Genomic DNA, 19,968 nt, shown 5'->3' with positions numbered 1-19,968 from the left:
CACACCATGAACCAAACCAAACAAGTCGGGCCGGACATCGTCGATTGGCGCCCCGAAGACGAGACCTTCTGGAACAGCACCGGCAAGCGCATCGCCTACCGCAACCTCTGGATCTCCGTGCCGGCCCTGCTGTGCGGCTTTGCGGTGTGGGGCATGTGGGGAATCATCACGGTGCAGATGCTCAACCTGGGCTTCCCCTTCACCCAGGCCGAGCTGTTCACGCTCACCGCCATCTCCGGCATCTCGGGCGCCACCATGCGCATCCCGGCGTCCTTCCTGGTGCGGCTGGCGGGTGGGCGCAACACGATCTTTCTCACCACCGCCATGCTGCTGGCCCCGGCGATCGGCACCGGCTTTGCGCTGCAGCACCCCGAGTGGCCGCTGTGGTCGTTCCAGCTGCTGGCGCTGTGGTCCGGTGTGGGTGGCGGCAACTTCGCCAGCTCGATGTCCAACATCAGCACCTTCTTCCCCAAACGCCTGCAGGGCACGGCGCTCGGTCTCAACGCCGGTCTGGGCAACTTCGGTGTGACCACCATGCAGATCGTCATCCCGCTGGTGATGACGCTGCCGCTGCTCGGCGCCTTCGGCGGTGAGTCGATGACGCTGGTGAAGGACAGCGGCTGGATCTTCGGCAAGATCGCCGCCGGCACGCCCACCTGGATCCAGAACGCGGGCTTCGCCTGGGTGATCTCGCTGGTGCCGCTGTCGATCCTGGCCTGGTTCGGCATGAACAACCTCAAGACCGTGTCGCCCGACACCGGCCACCCGCTGGTCGCGTTCGCCAAGGTGACCTACCTCTACACGCTGGCCTTCATCCCGGCCATCTTCATGCTCTGGCTGTACCTGCCGGCCCCCACCGGCCTGGGCATCCTGAACATGTGGGTCGCCATCCCGCTGGACATCATCCTGGCGCTGCTGATGATGCGCCTGGCCGCCTTCGGTGCCATGAAGGAAAACGTCGCCAAGCAGTTCGCGATCTTCAGCAACAAGCACACCTGGTCGCTCACCGCGCTCTACATCGTCACCTTCGGCTCCTTCATCGGTTTCTCGATGGTGCTGCCGCTGGCCATCACGGTGATCTTCGGCTTCCAGCATGTGGCGGACGCGGCCGGCGTGATGACGCACACACTCAAAAACCCGAACGCCCCCTCGGCCCTGACCTACGCCTGGATCGGTCCTTTCGTGGGCGCCGCGGTGCGCCCCATCGGTGGCTGGATCTCCGACAAGGTCGGCGGCTCCATCGTCACCCAGGTCATCTCGGCGGTGATGGTGATGGCCTCGGTGGCGGTGGGCTACGTGATGATGCAGGCCTACGGCTCGGCCACGCCCGAGCAGTACTTCCCCGCCTTCATCGGCCTGTTCATCGTGCTGTTCTTTGCCAGCGGCATCGGCAACGGCTCGACCTTCCGCACCATCGGCGTCATCTTCGACCGCCAGCAGGCCGGCCCGGTGCTCGGCTGGACGTCGGCCGTCGCCGCCTACGGCGCCTTCATCGCGCCGGTGGTGATCGGCCAGCAGATCAAGGCCGGCACGCCGCAGTTCGCGATGTACGGCTTCGCCGTGTTCTATGCGCTGTGCCTGGTCCTCAACTGGTGGTTCTACCTGCGCACGAACGCGTACGTGAAGAACCCTTGATGCACCCCCCGAGTCACGAATTTCCCGGAGCTTCCTCATGAGCCATTTCCTCGACCGACTCAACTATTTCTCGCAGCCCCGCGAGTCCTTCTCGGGCGACCACGGCGTCACCACCGGTGAAGACCGCACCTGGGAAGACGCCTACCGCAACCGCTGGGCGCACGACAAGATCGTGCGCAGCACCCACGGCGTGAACTGCACCGGTTCGTGCTCGTGGAAGATCTACGTCAAGGGCGGCATCGTCACCTGGGAAACCCAGCAGACAGACTACCCGCGCACCCGCTGGGACATGCCCAACCACGAGCCGCGCGGCTGCGCACGCGGCGCCTCTTACAGCTGGTACCTCTACAGCGCCAACCGCGTGAAATACCCCATGGTGCGCGGGCGCCTGCTGGAGCGCTGGCGCGCCGCATTGAACGTGGCCAAGACCCCGGTGGATGCCTGGGCCAGCATCGTCGAAAACCCCGAAGCGCGCCGCGACTACCAGCAGGTGCGCGGCATGGGCGGCTTCGTGCGCAGCACCTGGGACGAGGTCAACCAGCTGATCGCCGCGGCCAACGTGTACACCATCAAGCAGCATGGACCCGACCGCATCATCGGCTTCTCGCCCATCCCCGCCATGAGCATGGTGAGCTACGCCGCCGGCTCGCGCTACCTCTCGCTCATCGGCGGCGTTTGCATGAGCTTCTACGACTGGTACTGCGACCTGCCACCAGCCAGCCCGCAGGTGTGGGGCGAACAGACCGACGTGCCCGAATCGGCCGATTGGTACAACAGCTCGTTCATCATCGCCTGGGGCTCCAACGTGCCGCAGACGCGCACGCCCGACGCCCACTTCTTCACCGAGGTTCGCTACAAGGGCGCCAAGACGGTGGCGGTGACACCTGACTACTCCGAGGTCGCCAAACTCTCCGACCTCTGGCTGCACCCCAAGCAGGGCACCGACGCCGCACTGGCCATGGCCATGGGCCACGTGGTGCTCAAGAACTTCTATTTCCCCGACGGCGGCAAGCCGCGCAGCAGCTACTTCGACGACTACGCGCGCCGCTACACCGACCTGCCGCTGCTCGTGATGCTCAAGGAACACACGCTGGCCGACGGCAGCAAAACCCTGGTCCCCGACCGCTACCTGCGCGCCAGCGACTTCAACGGACAGCTCGGCCAGAAGAACAACCCCGAGTGGAAGACGGTGGCCTTCGACACCGATGGACGGGCCGTGCTGCCCAACGGCTCGATCGGCTTCCGCTGGGGCGAAGCCGGGCGCGACGACGAAGGCAAGTGGAACCTGCAACCCAAGGAAGCCCGCAGCGACACCGACGTGAAGCTCAAGCTCTCGGTGATCGAGGACGGCGAGCAAGACACCCAGGTGGTGGACGTGGCCTTCCCGTACTTCGGTGGCGACGCTTCTCCACACTTCACGCCGAACGCACAGAACGGCAGCATCAACCACGCCCGCGTGCCAGCCGTGCGGCTGCGCCTGGGCAAGGCCGGTGAAGAACGCCATGCCCTGGTGGCCACCGTGTTCGACCTGCAGGTCGCGCAGTACGGCATCGACCGTGGGCTGGGCAGTGGCGCGAAGGACTTCGACGACAACGCCGCCTACACCCCGGCCTGGCAGGAGAGCATCACCGGCGTGCCGCGAGACCAGGTCATCACCGTGGCGCAGCAGTTCGCCGACAACGCCGACAAGACGCACGGCAAGTCGATGGTGATCATCGGCGCGGCCATGAACCACTGGTACCACGCCGACATGAACTACCGCGGCGTGATCAACCTGCTGATGATGTGCGGCTGCATCGGCCAGAGCGGTGGTGGCTGGGCGCATTACGTGGGCCAGGAAAAGCTGCGCCCGCAAACCGGCTGGGTGCCGCTGGCCTTTGCCACCGACTGGTCACGCCCGCCGCGCCAGATGAACAGCACCAGCTTCTTCTACGCGCACACCGACCAGTGGCGCTACGAGAAGCTCGGCATGGACGAGGTGCTGTCGCCGCTGGCCGACAAGAAGCTCTACGCCGGCAGCATGATCGACTACAACGTGCGCGCCGAGCGCATGGGCTGGCTGCCGTCGGCGCCGCAGCTGCAGACGAATCCGATCCATGTGGTCCGCGACGCTGCTGCCGCGGGCTTGGAGCCGAAGGAGTACGCGGTCAACGGATTGAAGGACGGCACGCTCAAGATGAGCTGCACCGACCCGGATCACCCGGACAACTGGCCGCGCAACATGTTCGTGTGGCGCTCCAACATCCTGGGCTCGTCGGGCAAGGGCCACGAGTATTTCCTGAAGCACCTGCTCGGCACCAGCAACGGCGTGCAGGGCAAGGACCTCGGCAAGGAAGAGGCCAAGCCGACCGAGGTCGTCTGGCACGACAAGGCGCCCGAAGGCAAGCTCGACCTGCTGGTGACGCTCGACTTCCGCATGAGCACGACCTGCCTGTACAGCGACATCGTGCTGCCCACCGCCAGCTGGTACGAGAAGAACGACCTCAACACCAGCGACATGCACCCCTTCATCCACCCGCTGTCCACCGCGGTGGACCCGGCCTGGCAAAGCAAGAGCGACTGGGAAATCTACAAAGGCTTTGCCAAAGCCTTCAGCGAGGTGTGCGTGGGCCATTTGGGCGTCGAAAAAGAGCTGATGCTCACGCCGCTGATGCACGACACACCGGCCGAGCTGGCCCAGGCCTTTGACGTGAAAGAGTGGAAAAAAGGCGAGTGCGAGCTGATCCCCGGCAAGACTGCACCGCAAATCTCGGTGATCGAGCGCGATTACCCCAACACCTACAAACGCTTCACGGCGCTCGGTCCTTTGATGGAGAAGGTCGGCAACGGCGGCAAGGGCATTGGCTGGAACACCACCGACGAGGTGCACCAGCTGGGCGAACTCAATGGCAAAGTGCGCGCCGAAGGCGTGACTCAGGGCATGCCCAGCATCAGCACCGACATCGACGCTTGCGAGGTGGTGCTGCAGCTTGCTCCCGAGACCAACGGCCATGTGGCCGTCAAGGCTTGGGAGGCACTCTCCAAGATCACCGGACGTGACCATACGCACCTGGCCTTGCACCGCGAAGACGAAAAAATCCGTTTCCGCGACATCCAGGCGCAGCCGCGCAAGATCATCAGCTCGCCCACCTGGAGCGGCATCGAGAGCGAGACCGTCAGCTACAACGCCGGCTACACCAATGTGCATGAGCTGATCCCATGGCGCACCCTGACCGGTCGTCAGCACTTCTACCTGGATCACCCCTGGATGATTGCATTCGGGGAAGGACTGACCAGCTACCGCCCACCGGTGGACCTGAAGGCCGTTGCCGGCATCATGGAGCGCAAGCCCAATGGCAACAAGGAAATCTCCTTGAACTTCATCACGCCGCACCAGAAGTGGGGTATCCACAGCACCTACACCGACAACCTGATGATGCTCACGCTCAATCGCGGTGGCCCGGTGATCTGGCTGAGTGAGGACGACGCCAAAGTTGCCGGTATTGAGGACAACGACTGGGTCGAACTCTTCAACATCAACGGTGCCATTGCTGCCCGTGCAGTAGTGAGCCAGCGGGTGAATCCGGGCATGGTGCTCATGTACCACGCACAGGAAAAAATCATCAACACACCGGGTGCAGAAATCACCGGCACACGCGGCGGTATTCACAACTCGGTGACCCGCATCGTGACCAAGCCCACCCACATGATCGGCGGCTACGCGCAGTTCAGCTACGGCTTCAACTACTACGGAACCATCGGCACCAACCGCGACGAGTTCGTCGTGGTGCGCAAGATGAACAAGGTCGACTGGCTCGATACGCCGGTCGCCAATGAACTGATCGTGCCGGTCCAGGCGCAGGGAGAAGTCGCATGAAGATCCGAGCCCAAATCGGCATGGTGCTGAACCTCGACAAGTGCATCGGTTGCCACACCTGTTCGGTCACCTGCAAGAACGTCTGGACCAGCCGGCCCGGCATGGAATACGCCTGGTTCAACAACGTCGAGACCAAGCCCGGCATCGGCTACCCGAAAGAGTGGGAGAACCAGGAGAAGTGGCAGGGCGGCTGGACGCGCCGTGCCGACGGCTCCATCGTGCCCAAGCAGGGTGGCAAGTGGCAGCTGCTGATGAAGATCTTCGCCAATCCGCACCTGCCGGAGATCGACGACTACTACGAACCCTTCACCTTCGACTACGACCACCTGCAGTCGGCGCCGGAGATGAAGCACACGCCCACCGCCCGCCCGCGCAGCCTGATCACCGGCAAGCGCATGGAGAAGATCGAATGGGGCCCGAACTGGGAAGAGATCCTGGGCGGCGAGTTCGCCAAGCGCAGCAAGGACGCCAACTTCAACGGCTTTGAAGCGGCGCAGAAGGCCATGGTGGGGGAGTTCGAGAACACCTTCATGATGTACCTGCCGCGCCTGTGCGAGCACTGCCTCAACCCGGCGTGTGTGGCCTCGTGCCCCTCGGGCTCGATCTACAAGCGCGAGGAAGACGGCATCGTGCTGATCGACCAGGACAAGTGCCGCGGCTGGCGCATGTGCGTGTCGGGCTGCCCGTACAAGAAGATCTACTACAACTGGAAGAGCGGCAAGGCCGAGAAGTGCATCTTCTGCTACCCGCGCATCGAGGCCGGCCAGCCCACCGTGTGCAGCGAGACCTGCGTGGGCCGCATCCGCTACCTGGGCGTGCTGCTGTACGACGCCGACCGCATCCAGGAAGCCGCGAGCGTGCCCAACGAGATGGACCTCTACAAGGCGCAGATCGACCTCTTCATGGACCCGCACGACCCAGCGGTGATCGCGCAGGCGCGGGCCGACGGCATCCCCGAGAACTGGCTGGAGGCTGCGCGCCACAGCCCGGTCTACAAGATGGCGGTGGACTGGAAGGTGGCGCTGCCGCTGCACCCCGAGTACCGCACGCTGCCCATGGTGTGGTATGTGCCGCCGCTCTCGCCCATCACCGCCGCAGCCAACGCCGGGCACCTGGGCGGCAACGGCGAAATACCCGATGTGAGCCAGCTGCGCATTCCTGTGAAGTACCTCGCCAACCTGCTGACGGCCGGTGACACGGTGCCGGTGGTGCGTGCGCTCGAACGCATGCTGGCCATGCGCAGCTACCAGCGCGCCAAACACGTGGACGGCGTGATCAACCAGGACGTGCTCGACCAGGTCGGCATGAGCGTGCGCGAGGTCGAGGACATGTACCAGACCATGGCGATTGCCAACTACGAGGACCGTTTCGTGATTCCCACCACCCACCGCGAATACGCCGAGAACACCTTCAACATCAAGGGCGGCTGCGGCTTCACCTTCGGCAACGGCTGCTCGGAAGGGCAGACGGAAACGAGCTTGTTCGGCAGCGAGAAGAAACGAACGATTCCGATCAAGGCGGGAGTCTGAGATGGGCTTTTTCACTTCCCCCCAAAAGCCCGCCGTCCACACCCTGCGTGTGCTCGCCCACCTGCTGCGTTACCCCACCCCCGAGCTGCGCGAACACGCCGGGGAACTGCGCGAGGCCTTGCGCGCCGAGGCCGCCTTGCCTGGCACTCGCCTGACCGAGCTCGACGCCTTGCTGGTGCACCTGAGCCAGCAGCCGGCGCTGGTCGTCGAGGCCGACTACGTCGAGCTGTTCGACCGCGGGCGCAGCACCGCGCTGCACCTCTTCGAACACGTGCTCGGCGATTCGCGCGACCGGGGTCCGGCCATGATCGACCTGATCCAGACCTACGAAAAAGCGGGTCTGTTTTTCGGCCCGTCCGAGCTGCCCGACCACCTGAGCGTGTTGCTCGAATTCGCCTCCACCCAGCCCCCTGCGGTGGCGCGCGAGTTCCTCGGCGAGAGTGCGCACATCGTGCGGGTGATCTTCAGCGCGCTGCTCAAGCGCGAGAGCCCCTACGCCAGCGTGCTGGCCGCCGTGCTCGAAATTGCCGGCGAAAAAGCCGAACCGGTGCCGGTGGTGGCCGACGCCGGCATCGACGAGAGCTGGGCCGAACCCGCGGTGTTCGGCGGCTGCTCCACCGAAGGCCAGGCCAGGCCCGGCCAGCCGCAACCCATCCGCATCGTGAAGTCGGCCACCGGCCGTCACCCTTCATCCCCATCAGGAGCACAGGCATGACCTCACTGCACCACTTCCTCTTCGGCGTGTATCCCTACATTTGCCTGGCCGTGTTCTTCATGGGCAGCCTGGCCCGCTTCGACCGCGACCAGTACACCTGGAAAAGCGATTCCTCGCAGCTCCTGCGCAAAGGCCAGCTGCGCTGGGGCAGCAACCTGTTCCACGTCGGCATCCTGTTCCTGTTCTTCGGCCACGCCGTGGGCCTGCTCACACCGCACTTTTTCTACGAAGGCTTCATGGAGGCTGCGACCAAGCAGCGGCTGGCGATCTACGCGGGTGGCACCGCCGGCGTCATCTGCTTCGTGGGCCTGACCATGCTGCTGCACCGGCGCATCTTCGACCCGCGCATCCGCCTCACCAGCCACCGCACCGACCTGGCGATCCTGGTTATCCTGTGGGTGCAGCTGACGCTGGGCCTGATCACGCTGCCGTACTCGTATTCGCACTCGGACGGCAGCGCCATGCTGGTGCTGGCCGAGTGGGCGCAGCGCATCGTGACCTTCCGCCCCGAGGCGTCCGCCTTGATTGCCCTGGACTGGCCCTTCAAGGTGCACATGGTGCTGGGCATGACGATCTTCCTGCTGTTCCCGTTCTCGCGACTGGTGCATGTGTGGAGCGGTTTTGGCAGCCTCGCCTACCTGGTGCGGCCTTACCAGGTGGTGCGCAGCCGCCGCCTGGGTGTGCCGGCCAACCCGACCAACCCGGCCCACCCCAGCCAGCCGCGCTGATCCACCCCACCCACGGGAGACCCCATGAACCAAGACATCGCCACACCGTCCGGCTGCGGCAGCAGCGCCTGCGCCTGCAAGAGCCCCGAGGCCGCTGCGACGGTCCCGGTCGAGATCGCCAGCATCAACGGCATCCACCTGCACGAAGCCGGTGAGGTGCTGGGCGAGCAGGCCCTGCGCGAGCGCGCCTGCACCGAGCTGCTGCGCCAGCAGGCGGTGAGCGCCGGTCTGCTGCCGCGTTTCACCGGCCTGAATGCGCCCGAGCCCGACGACGCCACCCGCCGCGCCATCGAGGCCTTGCTCGAAGCCGAGGTGCACTCGCCCGAGCCGGGGCCGGAAGAATGCCGACGCCACTACGAAGCCCACAAGCCGCGCTTTGTGGTCGGCCAGGCGCTGCATGTGCGGCACATCCTGTTTGCCGTCACACCGGGCGTGCCGGTGAACGCGCTGGCCCAGCGCGCCGAGGCCGCGCTGCTGGAGCTTTCGCGCCAGGGCGTGGCCATCGAGCGTTTTGCGCAGCTCGCAACCGAACTCTCCAACTGCCCGTCGAGCACCCAGGGTGGCGACCTCGGCTGGATCACGCCGCAGGACTGCGCGCCCGAGCTGGCCAAGGCGCTGTTCCTGCAGAACGACGCCATCCAGGCCCTCGGTCTGCACCCGCGCCTGGTGCACAGCCGCTTCGGCCTGCACATCGTCGAGGTGCTGGAGCGCGATCCGGGGCGCCTGCCGGAGTTCGCCGAGCTGCAGGCGCAGATCGGCGCGAGGCTGGCCCTGCAGTCGCAGGCCACGGCCCTGCGCCAGTACATGCAGCTGCTGGTGGGCCAAGCAGACGTTGAAGGCGTGGAGCTGGAAGGGGCCGACACCCCGCTCGTGCAATGAGCGAACCCGCCGCCGGCGCATCAGCGGACGAGCTGCTGTTGCGCCTGCGGCATTTCCGCTCGGACTACTTCCCGCGCCACCAGCAGCGTTTTCAGGACCTGGTGGCCGAGGGCCAGCACCCCAAGACGCTGTTCATCGGCTGCTCCGACTCGCGCCTCGTGCCCTACCTGCTCACCGGCGCCGGACCGGGCGAACTCTTCATCGTGCGCAACGTGGGCGCCCTCGTCCCACCGCACGATCAGTCGCACGGCCTGCACGGAACGATGGCCGCGATCGAGTTTGCGGTGCTCAGCCTGCACGTGGAGCGCATCGTGATTTGCGGCCACAGCCACTGCGGCGCCATCCGCACCGCCTACGAAGGTGCGCCCGCTGAGGCCGTGGCCCTCACCGCGTGGCTCAAGCTGATCGACGAAGCCTTGCTGCCGGTGCAGCCCTGCGCCGAGTCGATGCGCCGCACCGAGCAGCGCGCGGTGGTGCTGCAGCTCGAACGCCTCATGGGCTACCCCATGGTGCGGCGCGAGGTCGAGGCCGGCCGGCTCACGCTGCACGGCTGGCACTACGTCATCGAGGACGGAGAAGTGCATGTGTTTGATGCACAACAAGGTGACTTCGTCGCGGCCTCGGTAGCCTCCAACAGCGGCACCGGGCCGTACCAACCTTATGTGGAACACGATGGACAAGTCATCAGTTACTGACGCCGCCGACACGCTGGCGGCCGAACTCCAGGCCCTGGCCCGCACGGGCGGTTTGCGCACCTGGCGCCTGCGCGGGCGCGAGCTGCTGCCGGTGGTGCAGGGCGGCATGGGTGTGGGTGTGTCGGCCGCTTCGTTGGCGGGCACCGTGGCCGGCTTCGGTGGCGTGGGCACGGTCTCGGCGGTGGACCTGCGCCGCCGCCACCCCGACCTGATGGCCGCCACCGCCCACCTCGACAAGGAACCCGACGCGCGCGAACGCATCGATGCGGCCAACCTCGTGGCGCTCGACCGCGAGATCCAGGGCGCCAAGACCCTCGCGCAGGGCCGTGGTCTGGTCGCTGTCAATGTGATGAAGGCGCTCAGCGCCTACGAACAGTACGTGCGCCAGGCGCTGGAGAGCGGCGCCGACGCGGTGGTGGTGGGCGCGGGCCTGCCCCTGGATCTGCCCGAGCTCGCGCGCGAGCACCCCGACACCGCGCTCATCCCCATCCTGTCGGACGCGCGCGGCGTGCAGCTGCTGGTGCGCAAGTGGGAGAAAAAAGGCCACCTGCCCGACGCCATCGTGATCGAGCACCCGCGCCTCGCCGGCGGCCACCTCGGTGCGGCCAAGGTGGCCGACCTGCAGGACACCCGCTTTGATTTCGAGGTTGTGATCCCGCAGGTGCTCGAGTTCTTCAAGACCGCCGGCATCGAACGCGAAATACCGCTGATCGCCGCCGGCGGCATCGGCAACCGGGACGACATCCTGCGCCTGCAGGCCCTGGGCGCCAGCGCGGTGCAGCTGGGCACAGCATTCGCCGTCACGCAGGAGTGCGACGCCGACGCGGCCTTCAAACGCGTGCTGGCCGAGGCCCGGCCTGAAGACCTGGTGGAGTTCATCAGCGTGGCCGGCTTGCCCGCGCGCGCCGTGCGCACCCCCTGGCTGGACAAATACCTGCGCCTGGAGCCGCGACTGAAGGCGGTTGCGCATGTGAAGAAAAAGTGCAACATGGCGTTTGACTGCCTGGCCCATTGCGGCCTGCGCGACGGCAAGGGCGAGATGGGGCAGTTCTGCATCGACCAGCAGCTCGGTCACGCGCTCGACGGCGACGCGCAGAAGGGACTGTTTTTCCGGGGTGCGGGTGTGCTGCCGTTCGGCCAGCAGATCCGTCCGGTGCAGGACCTGATGCGATGGCTGCTGGGCGGTGTCCGCCCTGCGCTGGCTTAACGAAAGAACACCCGACCATGAAACGCGACGCTCTGAAATCGGCCAGCACGGCCATCGGACAACAACCCATCACGCTGGACGTGCTGAAAGAGAAATACCTCAAGGACGGCGAGACCAGTGAGCAGGACATTTACCGCCGCGTGGCGCGTGCGCTGGCCTCGGTGGAACCCGAAGCAGACCGCGCGCTGTGGGAGCAGCGCTTTTTCGACAACCTGCAGGCCGGCGCGATCGGTGCCGGCCGCATCATGAGCGCGGCCGGCACCGCCATCCAGGCCACGCTGATCAACTGCTTCGTGCAGCCCGTGGGCGACTGCATCCAGGGCCTGGACGACGGCGGTTACCCCGGCATCTACGAAGCCCTGCGCGAGGCCGCCGAAACCATGCGACGGGGCGGTGGCGTGGGCTACGACTTCTCGCGCATCCGCCCGCGCGGCGCCGAGGTCAAGACCATGGCGTCACTCGCCTCGGGGCCGTGCAGCTACATCAACGTGTTCGACCAGTCCTGCGCCACGGTGGAGAGCGCGGGCGCGCGGCGCGGCGCACAGATGGGTGTGCTGCGCATCGACCACCCCGACGTGCTGGAGTTCATCACCGCCAAACGAACGCCCGGGCGCTGGAACAACTTCAACGTGTCGGTGGGCGTGAGCGACGCCTTCATGCAAGCACTCGCCGACGACCAGTCGTGGGAACTGGTGCACCGGGCGCGCCCCGGTGCGGCGCTGCTGGCCCAAGGCGCCCACCAGCGCGCCGATGGCCTGTGGGTCTACCGCAGCCTGGGTGCGCGCGAGCTGTGGGACACGGTGATGCGCTCCACCTACGATTTCGCCGAACCCGGCATCCTGTTCCTGGACCACATCCAGCGGGACAACAACCTGCGCTACTGCGAATCGATCGAGGCGACCAACCCATGCGGTGAGCAGCCACTTCCGCCCTACGGCTGCTGCGACCTCGGCCCGGTGATCCTGCCGCGCTTCGTACGCAACCCCTTCGGCTTCGGCGGTCTGCCCAGCTTCGATTTCGAGGCCTTCGAGGCGGCCGTGGCGCTGCAGGTGCGCGCGCTGGACAACGTGCTCGACGTGACCTGGTGGCCGCTGCCGCAGCAGCGCGAGGAGTCGGCGGCCAAGCGGCGCATCGGCGTGGGCTTCACCGGCATGGGCAATGCGCTGGCCATGCTGTGCGTGCGCTACGACCGTGCGGAGGGCCGTGCTCAGGCTGCTCAGATCGCTGAGCGCATGCGCGACGCGGCCTATACGGCCTCGGTGGCGCTGGCGCAGGAGAAGGGCGCGTTTCCGAAGTTCGATGCCGACGGCTACCTCGCCGAAGGCACCTTCGCCAGCCGCCTGCCCGAGGCCTTGCGCAGCGCCATCCGCACGCACGGCATCCGCAACAGCCACCTGCTCTCCATCGCGCCCACCGGCACCGTGAGCCTGGCCTTTGCCGACAACGCGTCCAACGGCATCGAGCCACCGTTTTCCTGGATGTACCGCCGCAAGAAGCGCGAGGCCGACGGCAGCGCCACCGACTACGCTGTGGAAGACCACGCCTGGCGGCTCTACCGCGAACTCGGCGGCGACATGGCGCAGCTGCCCGAGTACTTTGTGAACGCGCTGGCCATGCCGGCGGCCGGCCACCTGGCCATGATGGAGGCGGTGCAGCCCTTCGTGGACACCGCCATTTCCAAGACCGTGAACGTGCCGGCGGACTATCCCTACGACGACTTCAAGGGCCTGTACCAGCAGGCCTGGCGCGCCCAGCTCAAGGGCCTGGCGACCTACCGGCCCAACGCCATCCTGGGCTCGGTGCTCGACACCGGGCCCACGCCGGAAACCACGGCCAGCGTGGCCACCGTGGACCCGATGCGCACGGTGATCGAGAGCCGGCCACCGGGCGCGCTCTCTGCCGTGGCCGACAAGATCGAGTACTGGACGCAGGAGGGCCACCAGACCCTGTACCTGCTGGTGTCCTTCCTGCCGGTGCCCACGGCCGATGGCGCGGGCACGGTGGAACGCGCGATCGAATTTTTCATGCCGGTGGGGCAGAGCGGCGAGTCGCAGCAGTGGGTGTCGTCCAGCATGCGGCTGCTCTCGCTGGCCGCGCGCGGCGGTTTTCTGGAGCGTGCCCTGCGCGACATGCGCAAGGTGGTGTGGGACCGTGGCCCCGTGCGCATGGGTACGCACCAGAAGGCCGACGGCACCCATGTGCCGATGTGGCACGACTCGGTGGTGGCGGCCATCGCCTACGCGGTGCAGACGCTGATTGCACAACGCTCTGGAGTGACGCCCGCGTCGGGACAAGCTTCACCGGTGGTGGTGGACGCGACGCCAGGGATGATGCCGGGCAAGAAGTGCGGCGAGTGTGGCGCGCACGCGGTGATCCGCAAGGACGGCTGTGACTACTGCACGCAATGCGGCCACCTCGGGGTGTGTGGATGAACACCGCGCAGCTCACGCGGATGCCGCTGTGGGCGTACGCATTGGTTGCAAGTTCAGGTCCATATAGTGCAAGTTCAGAGCGTAGAAGCTACAAGTCGAAAATCACGCCCGCCTTGCAGGTGGCCTTAGCCCAAAAAGCTGAGACCATAATCATTCGAGACCGCTGCAGCGCAAGCTTCAGCGGTCTTTTTTATGTGTGGCTATCGGCGGTGCAAGAAGGATTAGAAAAAAGCGCCGCGCTGGTCGGTCAATGCTTACGTCGTATCGCTTTGAATCGTTCCTCGCTGCATTACAACTTGCGCCCGGGCTTCGTGCGAAAGTCCCACGATTGCGGCTGCAACTGCCACTTGGCCAGTCAAACCGCAGGTGACATCATTCGCGTGACGGGTCCAGGCAAACTGAACCTGAGCCCACGTCCTCTCGCCTCGCTGAGTTGCTCGTACGAATGATGGCAAAGAGGGTCGTAGTTCCCGCCGCTAAGACACAGCGCCTTCAGGCGGTCAACTTCGTACTGATGGAGGTGCTCTTTTGTCAGTTCATGGCGAGCGCAGATGGTGTAGTCATCGCCAATAAGCACGATACGAAAAGCGGGAGACGCCTTGCATAGGTTGGTCACAGTCGCCAATCTGAGTGGTACGTGAATTCCACCTGTGTCAGGTCCAAGCACCGCATACGCCTCTTGGCACTGCAGGTCACCGGTGGTCCACGTAATGTGACGAAGCTCGCAGGAAACGAGGCTTACAGCTTCCTTGTGGGTGCGACTCGGTAATCTGGCGACAAGCACCTCTACCCTCGAGTCTGTTGATTCGCCTGGATACTGGCAGGCAAACTCCATGCTGTCGAGCCGATATTCACATGGGCTCTCAAAGCTCCAAATGAAATCGAAGGCTTCTTTAAACTGGGCCCGAGCCTCGGGATGGGACATGACTTTGATATCGATTGAGTACATAAAGCAGCTGAAGAAGTGAGGGTTGCGCGCATGAACGGCACGAAAGCTGTGCGTCCCTGTACGTATAGCAACCGCAGGGTGGGGTGCTGACACCTCTGCGATGACGTTCGCAGGCGTCACTCTCATTGCAGGCAAAGTCGTACACCAACGCAGCGAACAGATAAAAAAGGGGCCAGCGCTCAATCACAGAGACTCCAAGCAGGAGCGAGCCTTTCTTGGTGGTATTTCTTTGCCCGTAGCCCATTGTTTGCATTTCTAGGAGGCGGTCGGAATGGAGGTTTCACGCGAAGAGCTGTATCGCAGGGTCTGGGAGCTCCCAGTTGTGACCCTGGCCCAGGAGTTCGACATATCCGATGTAGGGCTGTCCAAAGCCTGTCGTGCAAGCGGCATTCCGCTTCCTCCGCGCGGCTATTGGATGAAGCTGCAGCACGGCAAGACGGTCACAAAACCCGCACTGCCTCCCAGCACATTTACTACCGTGGTCATTGACGCGCCTCGGCATCGCCTTCCGGTGCCACCGAACCGAAAAAGGCCAGCCTCAGCCGAGCCACAAAAAATTGTCCTTGAAGCGCCTTCACCCTCGCACCAGCTCGCCCCGTTTGCAAAGGCCACCAAGCAACAGCTGTTGAGCGGCAAACTAACCTACGAACTCGTCCATCTCCACAAGACGGACCTGTTCGACTGTCAGGTTTCCAGGGGAGCCATTGAAGAAGCATGTCAGTTGCTAGACGCCGTCGAGAAGGCCGCACCCGCCTACGCGTTGACCCTTGTGCCGGGCGAGAAAACTCTGGAGTTCCTGCACGACGGACAAGCAGTTGTCTTCCGCCTTTCGGAACAATTCACTACCTCTCAGGAGCCTGTGCCTGGCAAGCAATACGCATCCTGGGAGCGACCGCCTCTGGTCTACCACTTCACCGGCAAGTTCAAGCTCGAACTCAGTGGTTACTTTGAAGGGAGAAAGAAATGGTCTGACGGTAAGCGGCAACGCTTGGCCGACGTCCTCGTAGATTTCATGGAAGGAGTCGTGCTGGCGGCCAAGGCACTCAAACAGCGACGACTCGAGATTGAGGACCGGGACCGACAGTGGCGAGAGGAGGCAGAACGCCGTGCAGAGCGTGAACGACGAGAAAAGGACCTCCTCGACTTTCGCAACAAGCTCCTCTCTGAGATTCAGGCGCAGCAACAGCGCGCAGAGCTCAAGGAATATGTGGAGAGCCTTCAGAGGGAGCTAAGCACATTCGTTGGACCTTTGCCGGAGTCAACGCGGCAGTGGCTTGCGACAGCTGAGCTCTGGGCGCATGCCACCGACCCAGTGCTGCAAAGAGTGCGGCGTCTCGCTTCCGGCATCAAGATGGACTACTACTCGGGCTCATTCGGGCTGCCCGTGGCTTGAAGCGCAAAAGCGGTTTTGTATTTCGAATTGCCGATTTGGAACCATGTTCTCTCGCTCCATTCGCGTAGGAAGTGAGCTTGCAATGAGCATCAAGGAACCCCCCCCCCCCCCTTTATGCGACGCAAATTTCAAGAGTCTTGAAGTGACGAACTGGTCAGGCTTTTGGCGTGCCGTCACAGCAGATAGACGTCGTCTTCAGCCAGTGATTTCGTACCTGATGTAACTACCGAAACGAAGGCCCCGAAGCTTGCCACAGCCTGAATGACTCCACTTCCAGGATGCCGCCACTTTCCCACTTGGTCAGCTGCCGCCACACAGAATTTCGGCTGAATTCTGTCAAGAAGTTCTCGATGAAAGTTGTGCTCTGAACCGTGATGTGGAAGCGTTAAGGTCTGAACGTTTTTCAGCAGAGCCCCGAAGTGTTTGAAGAAACTCTCGCGTCGACTCTGCGTCTTTAAGTCTGCATCACCTGTTCCAAGCCATCCGCACCTCACTGCAGGCGACAACCTGAAGTGCCACCCTGCGTGAAGCGAACTGGAAAACACTTCATTTGGTGAAGCGGGCTGTCGCGAAGGCCCCGAATATAAGCACATCGATGTGAGATTGAGGTCTTTCTCAACGTCCATATAGGCTTGTCTGAGAGCCGACTCGTGCTTGGTAAGCAGTTCCAGGCGAAAGTTGGAGTTTGCTGCCTTCTTCGCTAAATCTTCAACTGAAAGGCATAGCAACGCTGCAAGCTTTTCGAGGAAATCGCGCTCCTTGGACTTTACTAATGGGTCGATGTACGGTGAAAACAACCAGTGGATGCTGTTCTTATCTGTGACGAGAAGCCCTACGGTATCTGGCATCTCCAGCACATTGACCTTGCGTATGGACCCAGCGATATTTTTGGTTTGGTCAGTTGCAGGAGGAACCCGTTCTCCATCCGCTGGCTGGTGCTCACCTATGACACCAGAACCCACCAGCTTCCAGTCTTGCTGGTCGTCCATCAGAATCTGAGCGCCAGTTGGACTGTCTCCATCTGTGTCGGGATTCGCAAAAGGAGCATTCCCGTCCTGAGTCCCCCGTCTGACAAGGACAATGCGCGTGGGCTCGAGCTGAGTCAAGGCCGCTATTGGGTCTACGGTGAACTCCCTGTAAAAATCATCGCTCGCTGCCAAGGGGTCTTCTACCGAGGTCCGAGCAAACGCAAATAGTCGTTCCTCCATGCTGAGCAGTGGCATGAATACTGTTTCTACACGGAGGCCCGAGGGCGGGTCGAAGAGTTTCCGCAGCCCATTGACGTGGTCGGCATGGGCATGACTCACAAACAGAAAATCTACCTTCGTCCCTATGCCCCATTGGCTGATGGCTTCTGAAATCTCCCGGTTGCGTGCGGACGTGTACATTGCCATCGAGCCGCAATCAACGACATACCGAATAAAGCGCCCCTTTTGGAGTTTCACCATCCCCATGTGAAAAAAGCCCTGACCAACTGGTCGTTGAGTGCGAGTGTGGCGCAGTTTCACTAATGTCTCCCTTGGATTCTTTTTGGCGCTCCGCGAATGTTGGTCGCCGCTTAGCGGTGGATAAGTCTTCATACAACCAATATACCGCTGCACGGTGCGCCAGGACTGCTTTCAACCCCCAACGCCGTCTCCAGTTCTGTATGCATGCAGCGCACAGGCCTAGGCTTGGTGTGCCCCTGGTCGGTAAACTTTGAAGTCGAAGGCAACCCCAATGGAAAAAATCCCGTTCACCTCTTACGATTTTTGGGCGTATTTGTCGGCAGGTTTCCTGTTGCTGTTTGTCGCTGACCAGGTCGCAGGCACGGGACTGTTGGCAAGAGACTCATGGACCATCGTACAGGGCGTTGTTGCAGTCGCCAGCGCTTATGCGGTTGGTCAACTTGTTGCAAGCTGCTCGTCTTTCTTTTTCGAGCGACTGCTCGTCGGGAAGTTGCTCGGCTTCCCTCGCGACGTTATCTTCGGTCGCGTAAGCGCGCAGGGCTGGCTGCGTGCCTGCATGCCCGGCTACTTCAAGGCGCTGCCCGAAGAGACTAGGAAACGAGCAATTGAAAAGGCTGCTTTGGAGGGCGTCACGGGTCCCAGTGAGTCGATGTTTTGGGCCGCCTATGGACGGGCCCGCTCCGACGCGGTTGTTATGTACCGGCTCGACAATTTCCTGAATCTCTATGGCTTCTGTCGCAACACGGCGCTCGTCGCCTTCTTGAACGCGGCACTGCTTTACTGGTCCTACCGCTGGAATGGCGGGCCGGAGGCCCACCTTCAATGGTCCTTGGCGGCATTGGCAGTTGGTTTCGGAATGACCTTCCGCTACCTCAAGTTCTTCCGGCACTACGCCGTAGAAGTTTTCACCTCGTACGCGCACAGCAAGGGCAATTGATGGCGGTACTCCCTGTAAACGATGCACTACTGCAGGTCTTTGACGTCGAGCACGGCGGCTGCGCGCTCCTGACCACTCCAGCCGGCCTTGGTGGCTTTCGGCGGGTGCTCATCGACTGCGGTCATAACGCATCTCAATGCTGGTACCCCGGGCAGCACCTTCGCGGACTAGGTGTGACGTTTCTCGAGCAACTTGTAGTGACCAACTACGACGAAGACCACGTCTCGGGCTACCCGGACTTGCTCGCTCAGGGCGTCTACGTAGACTGGATTGCCCGGAACACAACTGTATCGCCCGAGACCATTCGCTTACTCAAGAGCGAGGACGGCATGGGCAAAGGCATTGACACGCTGGTGCGGAGCCTTGGTGCGTTCGGCTTGGTGGGTGACAACGGGAAATCCGTCCCTAAGTTCCAGGGTGTATCAATGGAGTACTTCTTTAACAGCTACCCGATATTCGAGGATGAGAACAACCTCAGCTTGGTGTTGTACCTGACGGTTTACGGCACCTCTTTCCTGTTCTCGGGGGACATGGAATGCGACGGTTTCGAGCACCTGCTGGCTACCAATGCCCGTTTCCGCCAGATTGTTCCGAACATCAATGTGCTGATGGCGTCACACCATGGCAGGGCCAATGGCGTTTGCCCCGAGATGTTCGATTCCTACGGGTGTCGCCCGCAGTTAGTTGTCATTTCCGACGACTACAAGCAGTACACCACCCAAGAAACAACCAACTACTACGCTTCCAAGACGACCGGCATTACAAACTTCCGGGCGCAAGGTGTTTCGCGCAGTGTGCTCACAACGCGTAAGGACGGAGACATTCACTTCGCCTGGGCCAACGGCAGTTGCACGGTCAGCTAAAACTCCAGAGTTGGATTCTGAATTCTTAGGTGTTGTTTCGACAATTGGTAGCACCATGTCTGCCCAGGTCTCACCTGGTCATGCCTCCCCAAAGAAATACTCCTCCACGCCCTGCGGCGGGGAGGAGCGCGCGGGCCCTGCTCTCATGAAGCCAGTTCGACAACGTAGAGAGAATGTTCTGCGTTGTGCGGCCAGGAGCGCCCTCCTCCATCGAAGATGCATGGCTGCTGGTAGAGCCCCGGCGGTCAACCGTCGGGGCTCCATGTCACTTACTTGCGCGGCGGGTTGTTTCCGCGACCACCACCCGAGGGATTGCCGGTTTTGCTGGGTCCGTTCTCAACGGTCAACTTTTTCATCTGCTGCTCCTGGTCCCGGGAAAAAGGAGCGAGCAACACCAGACCCCGGGACCAATACCCGATGCCGCTCGAATGAAAAATAGGGGTTCAGCTCGCCAGTCGACTGGCTGCCAGATACTGTTCGTACTGGCCTTGGAACTGCGACTTCATCCCTTCAAGACGGGCCTGAGCCGTCTCGATGCTCCTCGTACTCCAAGGTGCCCTTTTCAAGCTGCCGTCCGGAAGGTTTTCATGGAGTTCTATGGAAAGAACTGGACCAAAACGGGGTGTGAACCCGTTCCGGATGGCTTGGCTGTTGACGCCGACCGAAAACTGACCATCTAGAAGTCGAAGTGCCGACTGAAAA

Annotated in this window: 15 protein-coding genes; 13 read left to right on the top strand and 2 right to left on the bottom strand. The window is 62.9% G+C overall.

Translation table 11 applies throughout. From position 1 onward, the window contains the following. Positions 1-6: 6 nt before the first annotated feature. The 11 genes from Q1W68_RS18435 (at position 7) to Q1W68_RS14360 (ending at position 16,018) form a co-directional block, all read left to right on the top strand. The gene (locus Q1W68_RS18435; protein ID WP_366146709.1) at positions 7-1,635 is read left to right on the top strand and encodes an MFS transporter; all 1,629 of its coding nucleotides are present in this window, start codon (positions 7-9) and stop codon (positions 1,633-1,635) included. Positions 1,636-1,672: 37 nt separating this feature from the next. Further along, entirely contained in the window at positions 1,673-5,491 is a 3,819-nt protein-coding gene (locus tag Q1W68_RS14405) for a nitrate reductase subunit alpha (protein WP_300716987.1), read from the top strand. After that, on the top strand, positions 5,488-7,020 hold the full coding sequence (gene narH, locus Q1W68_RS14400; RefSeq protein WP_300716986.1) for a nitrate reductase subunit beta: 1,533 nt from the start codon (positions 5,488-5,490) through the stop codon (positions 7,018-7,020). The genes Q1W68_RS14405 and narH overlap by 4 nt, the downstream gene beginning before the upstream one ends. A gap of 1 nt (position 7,021) precedes the next feature. Next, positions 7,022-7,735 (top strand): nitrate reductase molybdenum cofactor assembly chaperone, encoded by a 714-nt coding sequence (gene narJ / locus Q1W68_RS14395; protein ID WP_300716985.1) that lies wholly within the window; start codon positions 7,022-7,024, stop codon positions 7,733-7,735. Next, the gene (narI, locus tag Q1W68_RS14390) at positions 7,732-8,463 is read left to right on the top strand and encodes a respiratory nitrate reductase subunit gamma (RefSeq protein ID WP_300659712.1); all 732 of its coding nucleotides are present in this window, start codon (positions 7,732-7,734) and stop codon (positions 8,461-8,463) included. Before narJ ends, narI begins: the two co-directional genes overlap by 4 nt. Positions 8,464-8,487: 24 nt before the next feature. Beyond that, positions 8,488-9,342, top strand: coding sequence for a peptidylprolyl isomerase (locus tag Q1W68_RS14385; RefSeq protein WP_300652431.1), 855 nt, complete (start codon positions 8,488-8,490; stop codon positions 9,340-9,342). Next, a complete protein-coding gene (locus Q1W68_RS14380; RefSeq protein WP_300652434.1) occupies positions 9,339-10,037 on the top strand; it encodes a carbonic anhydrase in 699 nt (232 codons plus the stop codon). Before Q1W68_RS14385 ends, Q1W68_RS14380 begins: the two co-directional genes overlap by 4 nt. Next, positions 10,015-11,244 (top strand): nitronate monooxygenase family protein, encoded by a 1,230-nt coding sequence (locus Q1W68_RS14375; RefSeq protein WP_300716984.1) that lies wholly within the window; start codon positions 10,015-10,017, stop codon positions 11,242-11,244. The genes Q1W68_RS14380 and Q1W68_RS14375 overlap by 23 nt, the downstream gene beginning before the upstream one ends. A 17-nt stretch (positions 11,245-11,261) precedes the next feature. Next, entirely contained in the window at positions 11,262-13,676 is a 2,415-nt protein-coding gene (locus tag Q1W68_RS14370; RefSeq protein ID WP_300716983.1) for an adenosylcobalamin-dependent ribonucleoside-diphosphate reductase, read from the top strand. After that, positions 13,673-14,125, top strand: a complete 453-nt coding sequence (locus tag Q1W68_RS14365) for a hypothetical protein (RefSeq protein ID WP_300716982.1) — start codon at positions 13,673-13,675, stop codon at positions 14,123-14,125. The genes Q1W68_RS14370 and Q1W68_RS14365 overlap by 4 nt, the downstream gene beginning before the upstream one ends. A 771-nt stretch (positions 14,126-14,896) precedes the next feature. Beyond that, positions 14,897-16,018 carry a hypothetical protein gene (locus Q1W68_RS14360; protein ID WP_300716981.1) on the top strand — a complete coding sequence of 374 codons (1,122 nt, stop codon included), beginning with the start codon at positions 14,897-14,899 and terminating at the stop codon, positions 16,016-16,018. A gap of 173 nt (positions 16,019-16,191) precedes the next feature. Here Q1W68_RS14360 and Q1W68_RS14355 read toward each other — a convergent pair whose 3' ends face one another. Next, complete coding sequence (locus Q1W68_RS14355; protein WP_300716980.1) at positions 16,192-17,526, bottom strand: hypothetical protein; 1,335 nt, start codon at positions 17,524-17,526, stop codon at positions 16,192-16,194. A gap of 211 nt (positions 17,527-17,737) precedes the next feature. On the opposite strand from Q1W68_RS14355, the gene Q1W68_RS14350 reads away from it, so the two are divergent. Next, a complete protein-coding gene (locus Q1W68_RS14350) occupies positions 17,738-18,403 on the top strand; it encodes a hypothetical protein (protein ID WP_300716979.1) in 666 nt (221 codons plus the stop codon). A 197-nt stretch (positions 18,404-18,600) separates the two neighbouring features. Further along, positions 18,601-19,266 carry a hypothetical protein gene (locus Q1W68_RS14345; RefSeq protein ID WP_300716978.1) on the top strand — a complete coding sequence of 222 codons (666 nt, stop codon included), beginning with the start codon at positions 18,601-18,603 and terminating at the stop codon, positions 19,264-19,266. 443 nt (positions 19,267-19,709) lie between these two features. Here Q1W68_RS14345 and Q1W68_RS14340 read toward each other — a convergent pair. Further along, positions 19,710-19,968: hypothetical protein (locus Q1W68_RS14340; RefSeq protein ID WP_300716977.1), on the bottom strand; the 259-nt coding region annotated here is incomplete at its 5' end.

The organism is Hydrogenophaga sp., from assembly GCF_030158645.1.
GTDB lineage: Bacteria > Pseudomonadota > Gammaproteobacteria > Burkholderiales > Burkholderiaceae_C > Hydrogenophaga.
The sequence above is the reverse complement of the archived record's forward strand: the minus strand, read 5'-3'. Positions and strand labels throughout refer to the sequence as shown.

Bases quoted from the DNA above. Each gene is read 5' to 3' on its own strand.
- Q1W68_RS18435 (WP_366146709.1), top strand. From the start codon at position 7: ATGAACCAAACCAAACAAGTCGGGCCGGACATCGTCGATTGGCGCCCC.
- Q1W68_RS14405 (WP_300716987.1), top strand. From the start codon at position 1,673: ATGAGCCATTTCCTCGACCGACTCAACTATTTCTCGCAGCCCCGCGAG.
- narH (WP_300716986.1), top strand. From the start codon at position 5,488: ATGAAGATCCGAGCCCAAATCGGCATGGTGCTGAACCTCGACAAGTGC.
- narJ (WP_300716985.1), top strand. From the start codon at position 7,022: ATGGGCTTTTTCACTTCCCCCCAAAAGCCCGCCGTCCACACCCTGCGT.
- narI (WP_300659712.1), top strand. From the start codon at position 7,732: ATGACCTCACTGCACCACTTCCTCTTCGGCGTGTATCCCTACATTTGC.
- Q1W68_RS14385 (WP_300652431.1), top strand. From the start codon at position 8,488: ATGAACCAAGACATCGCCACACCGTCCGGCTGCGGCAGCAGCGCCTGC.
- Q1W68_RS14380 (WP_300652434.1), top strand. From the start codon at position 9,339: ATGAGCGAACCCGCCGCCGGCGCATCAGCGGACGAGCTGCTGTTGCGC.
- Q1W68_RS14375 (WP_300716984.1), top strand. From the start codon at position 10,015: ATGGACAAGTCATCAGTTACTGACGCCGCCGACACGCTGGCGGCCGAA.
- Q1W68_RS14370 (WP_300716983.1), top strand. From the start codon at position 11,262: ATGAAACGCGACGCTCTGAAATCGGCCAGCACGGCCATCGGACAACAA.
- Q1W68_RS14365 (WP_300716982.1), top strand. From the start codon at position 13,673: ATGAACACCGCGCAGCTCACGCGGATGCCGCTGTGGGCGTACGCATTG.
- Q1W68_RS14360 (WP_300716981.1), top strand. From the start codon at position 14,897: ATGGAGGTTTCACGCGAAGAGCTGTATCGCAGGGTCTGGGAGCTCCCA.
- Q1W68_RS14350 (WP_300716979.1), top strand. From the start codon at position 17,738: ATGGAAAAAATCCCGTTCACCTCTTACGATTTTTGGGCGTATTTGTCG.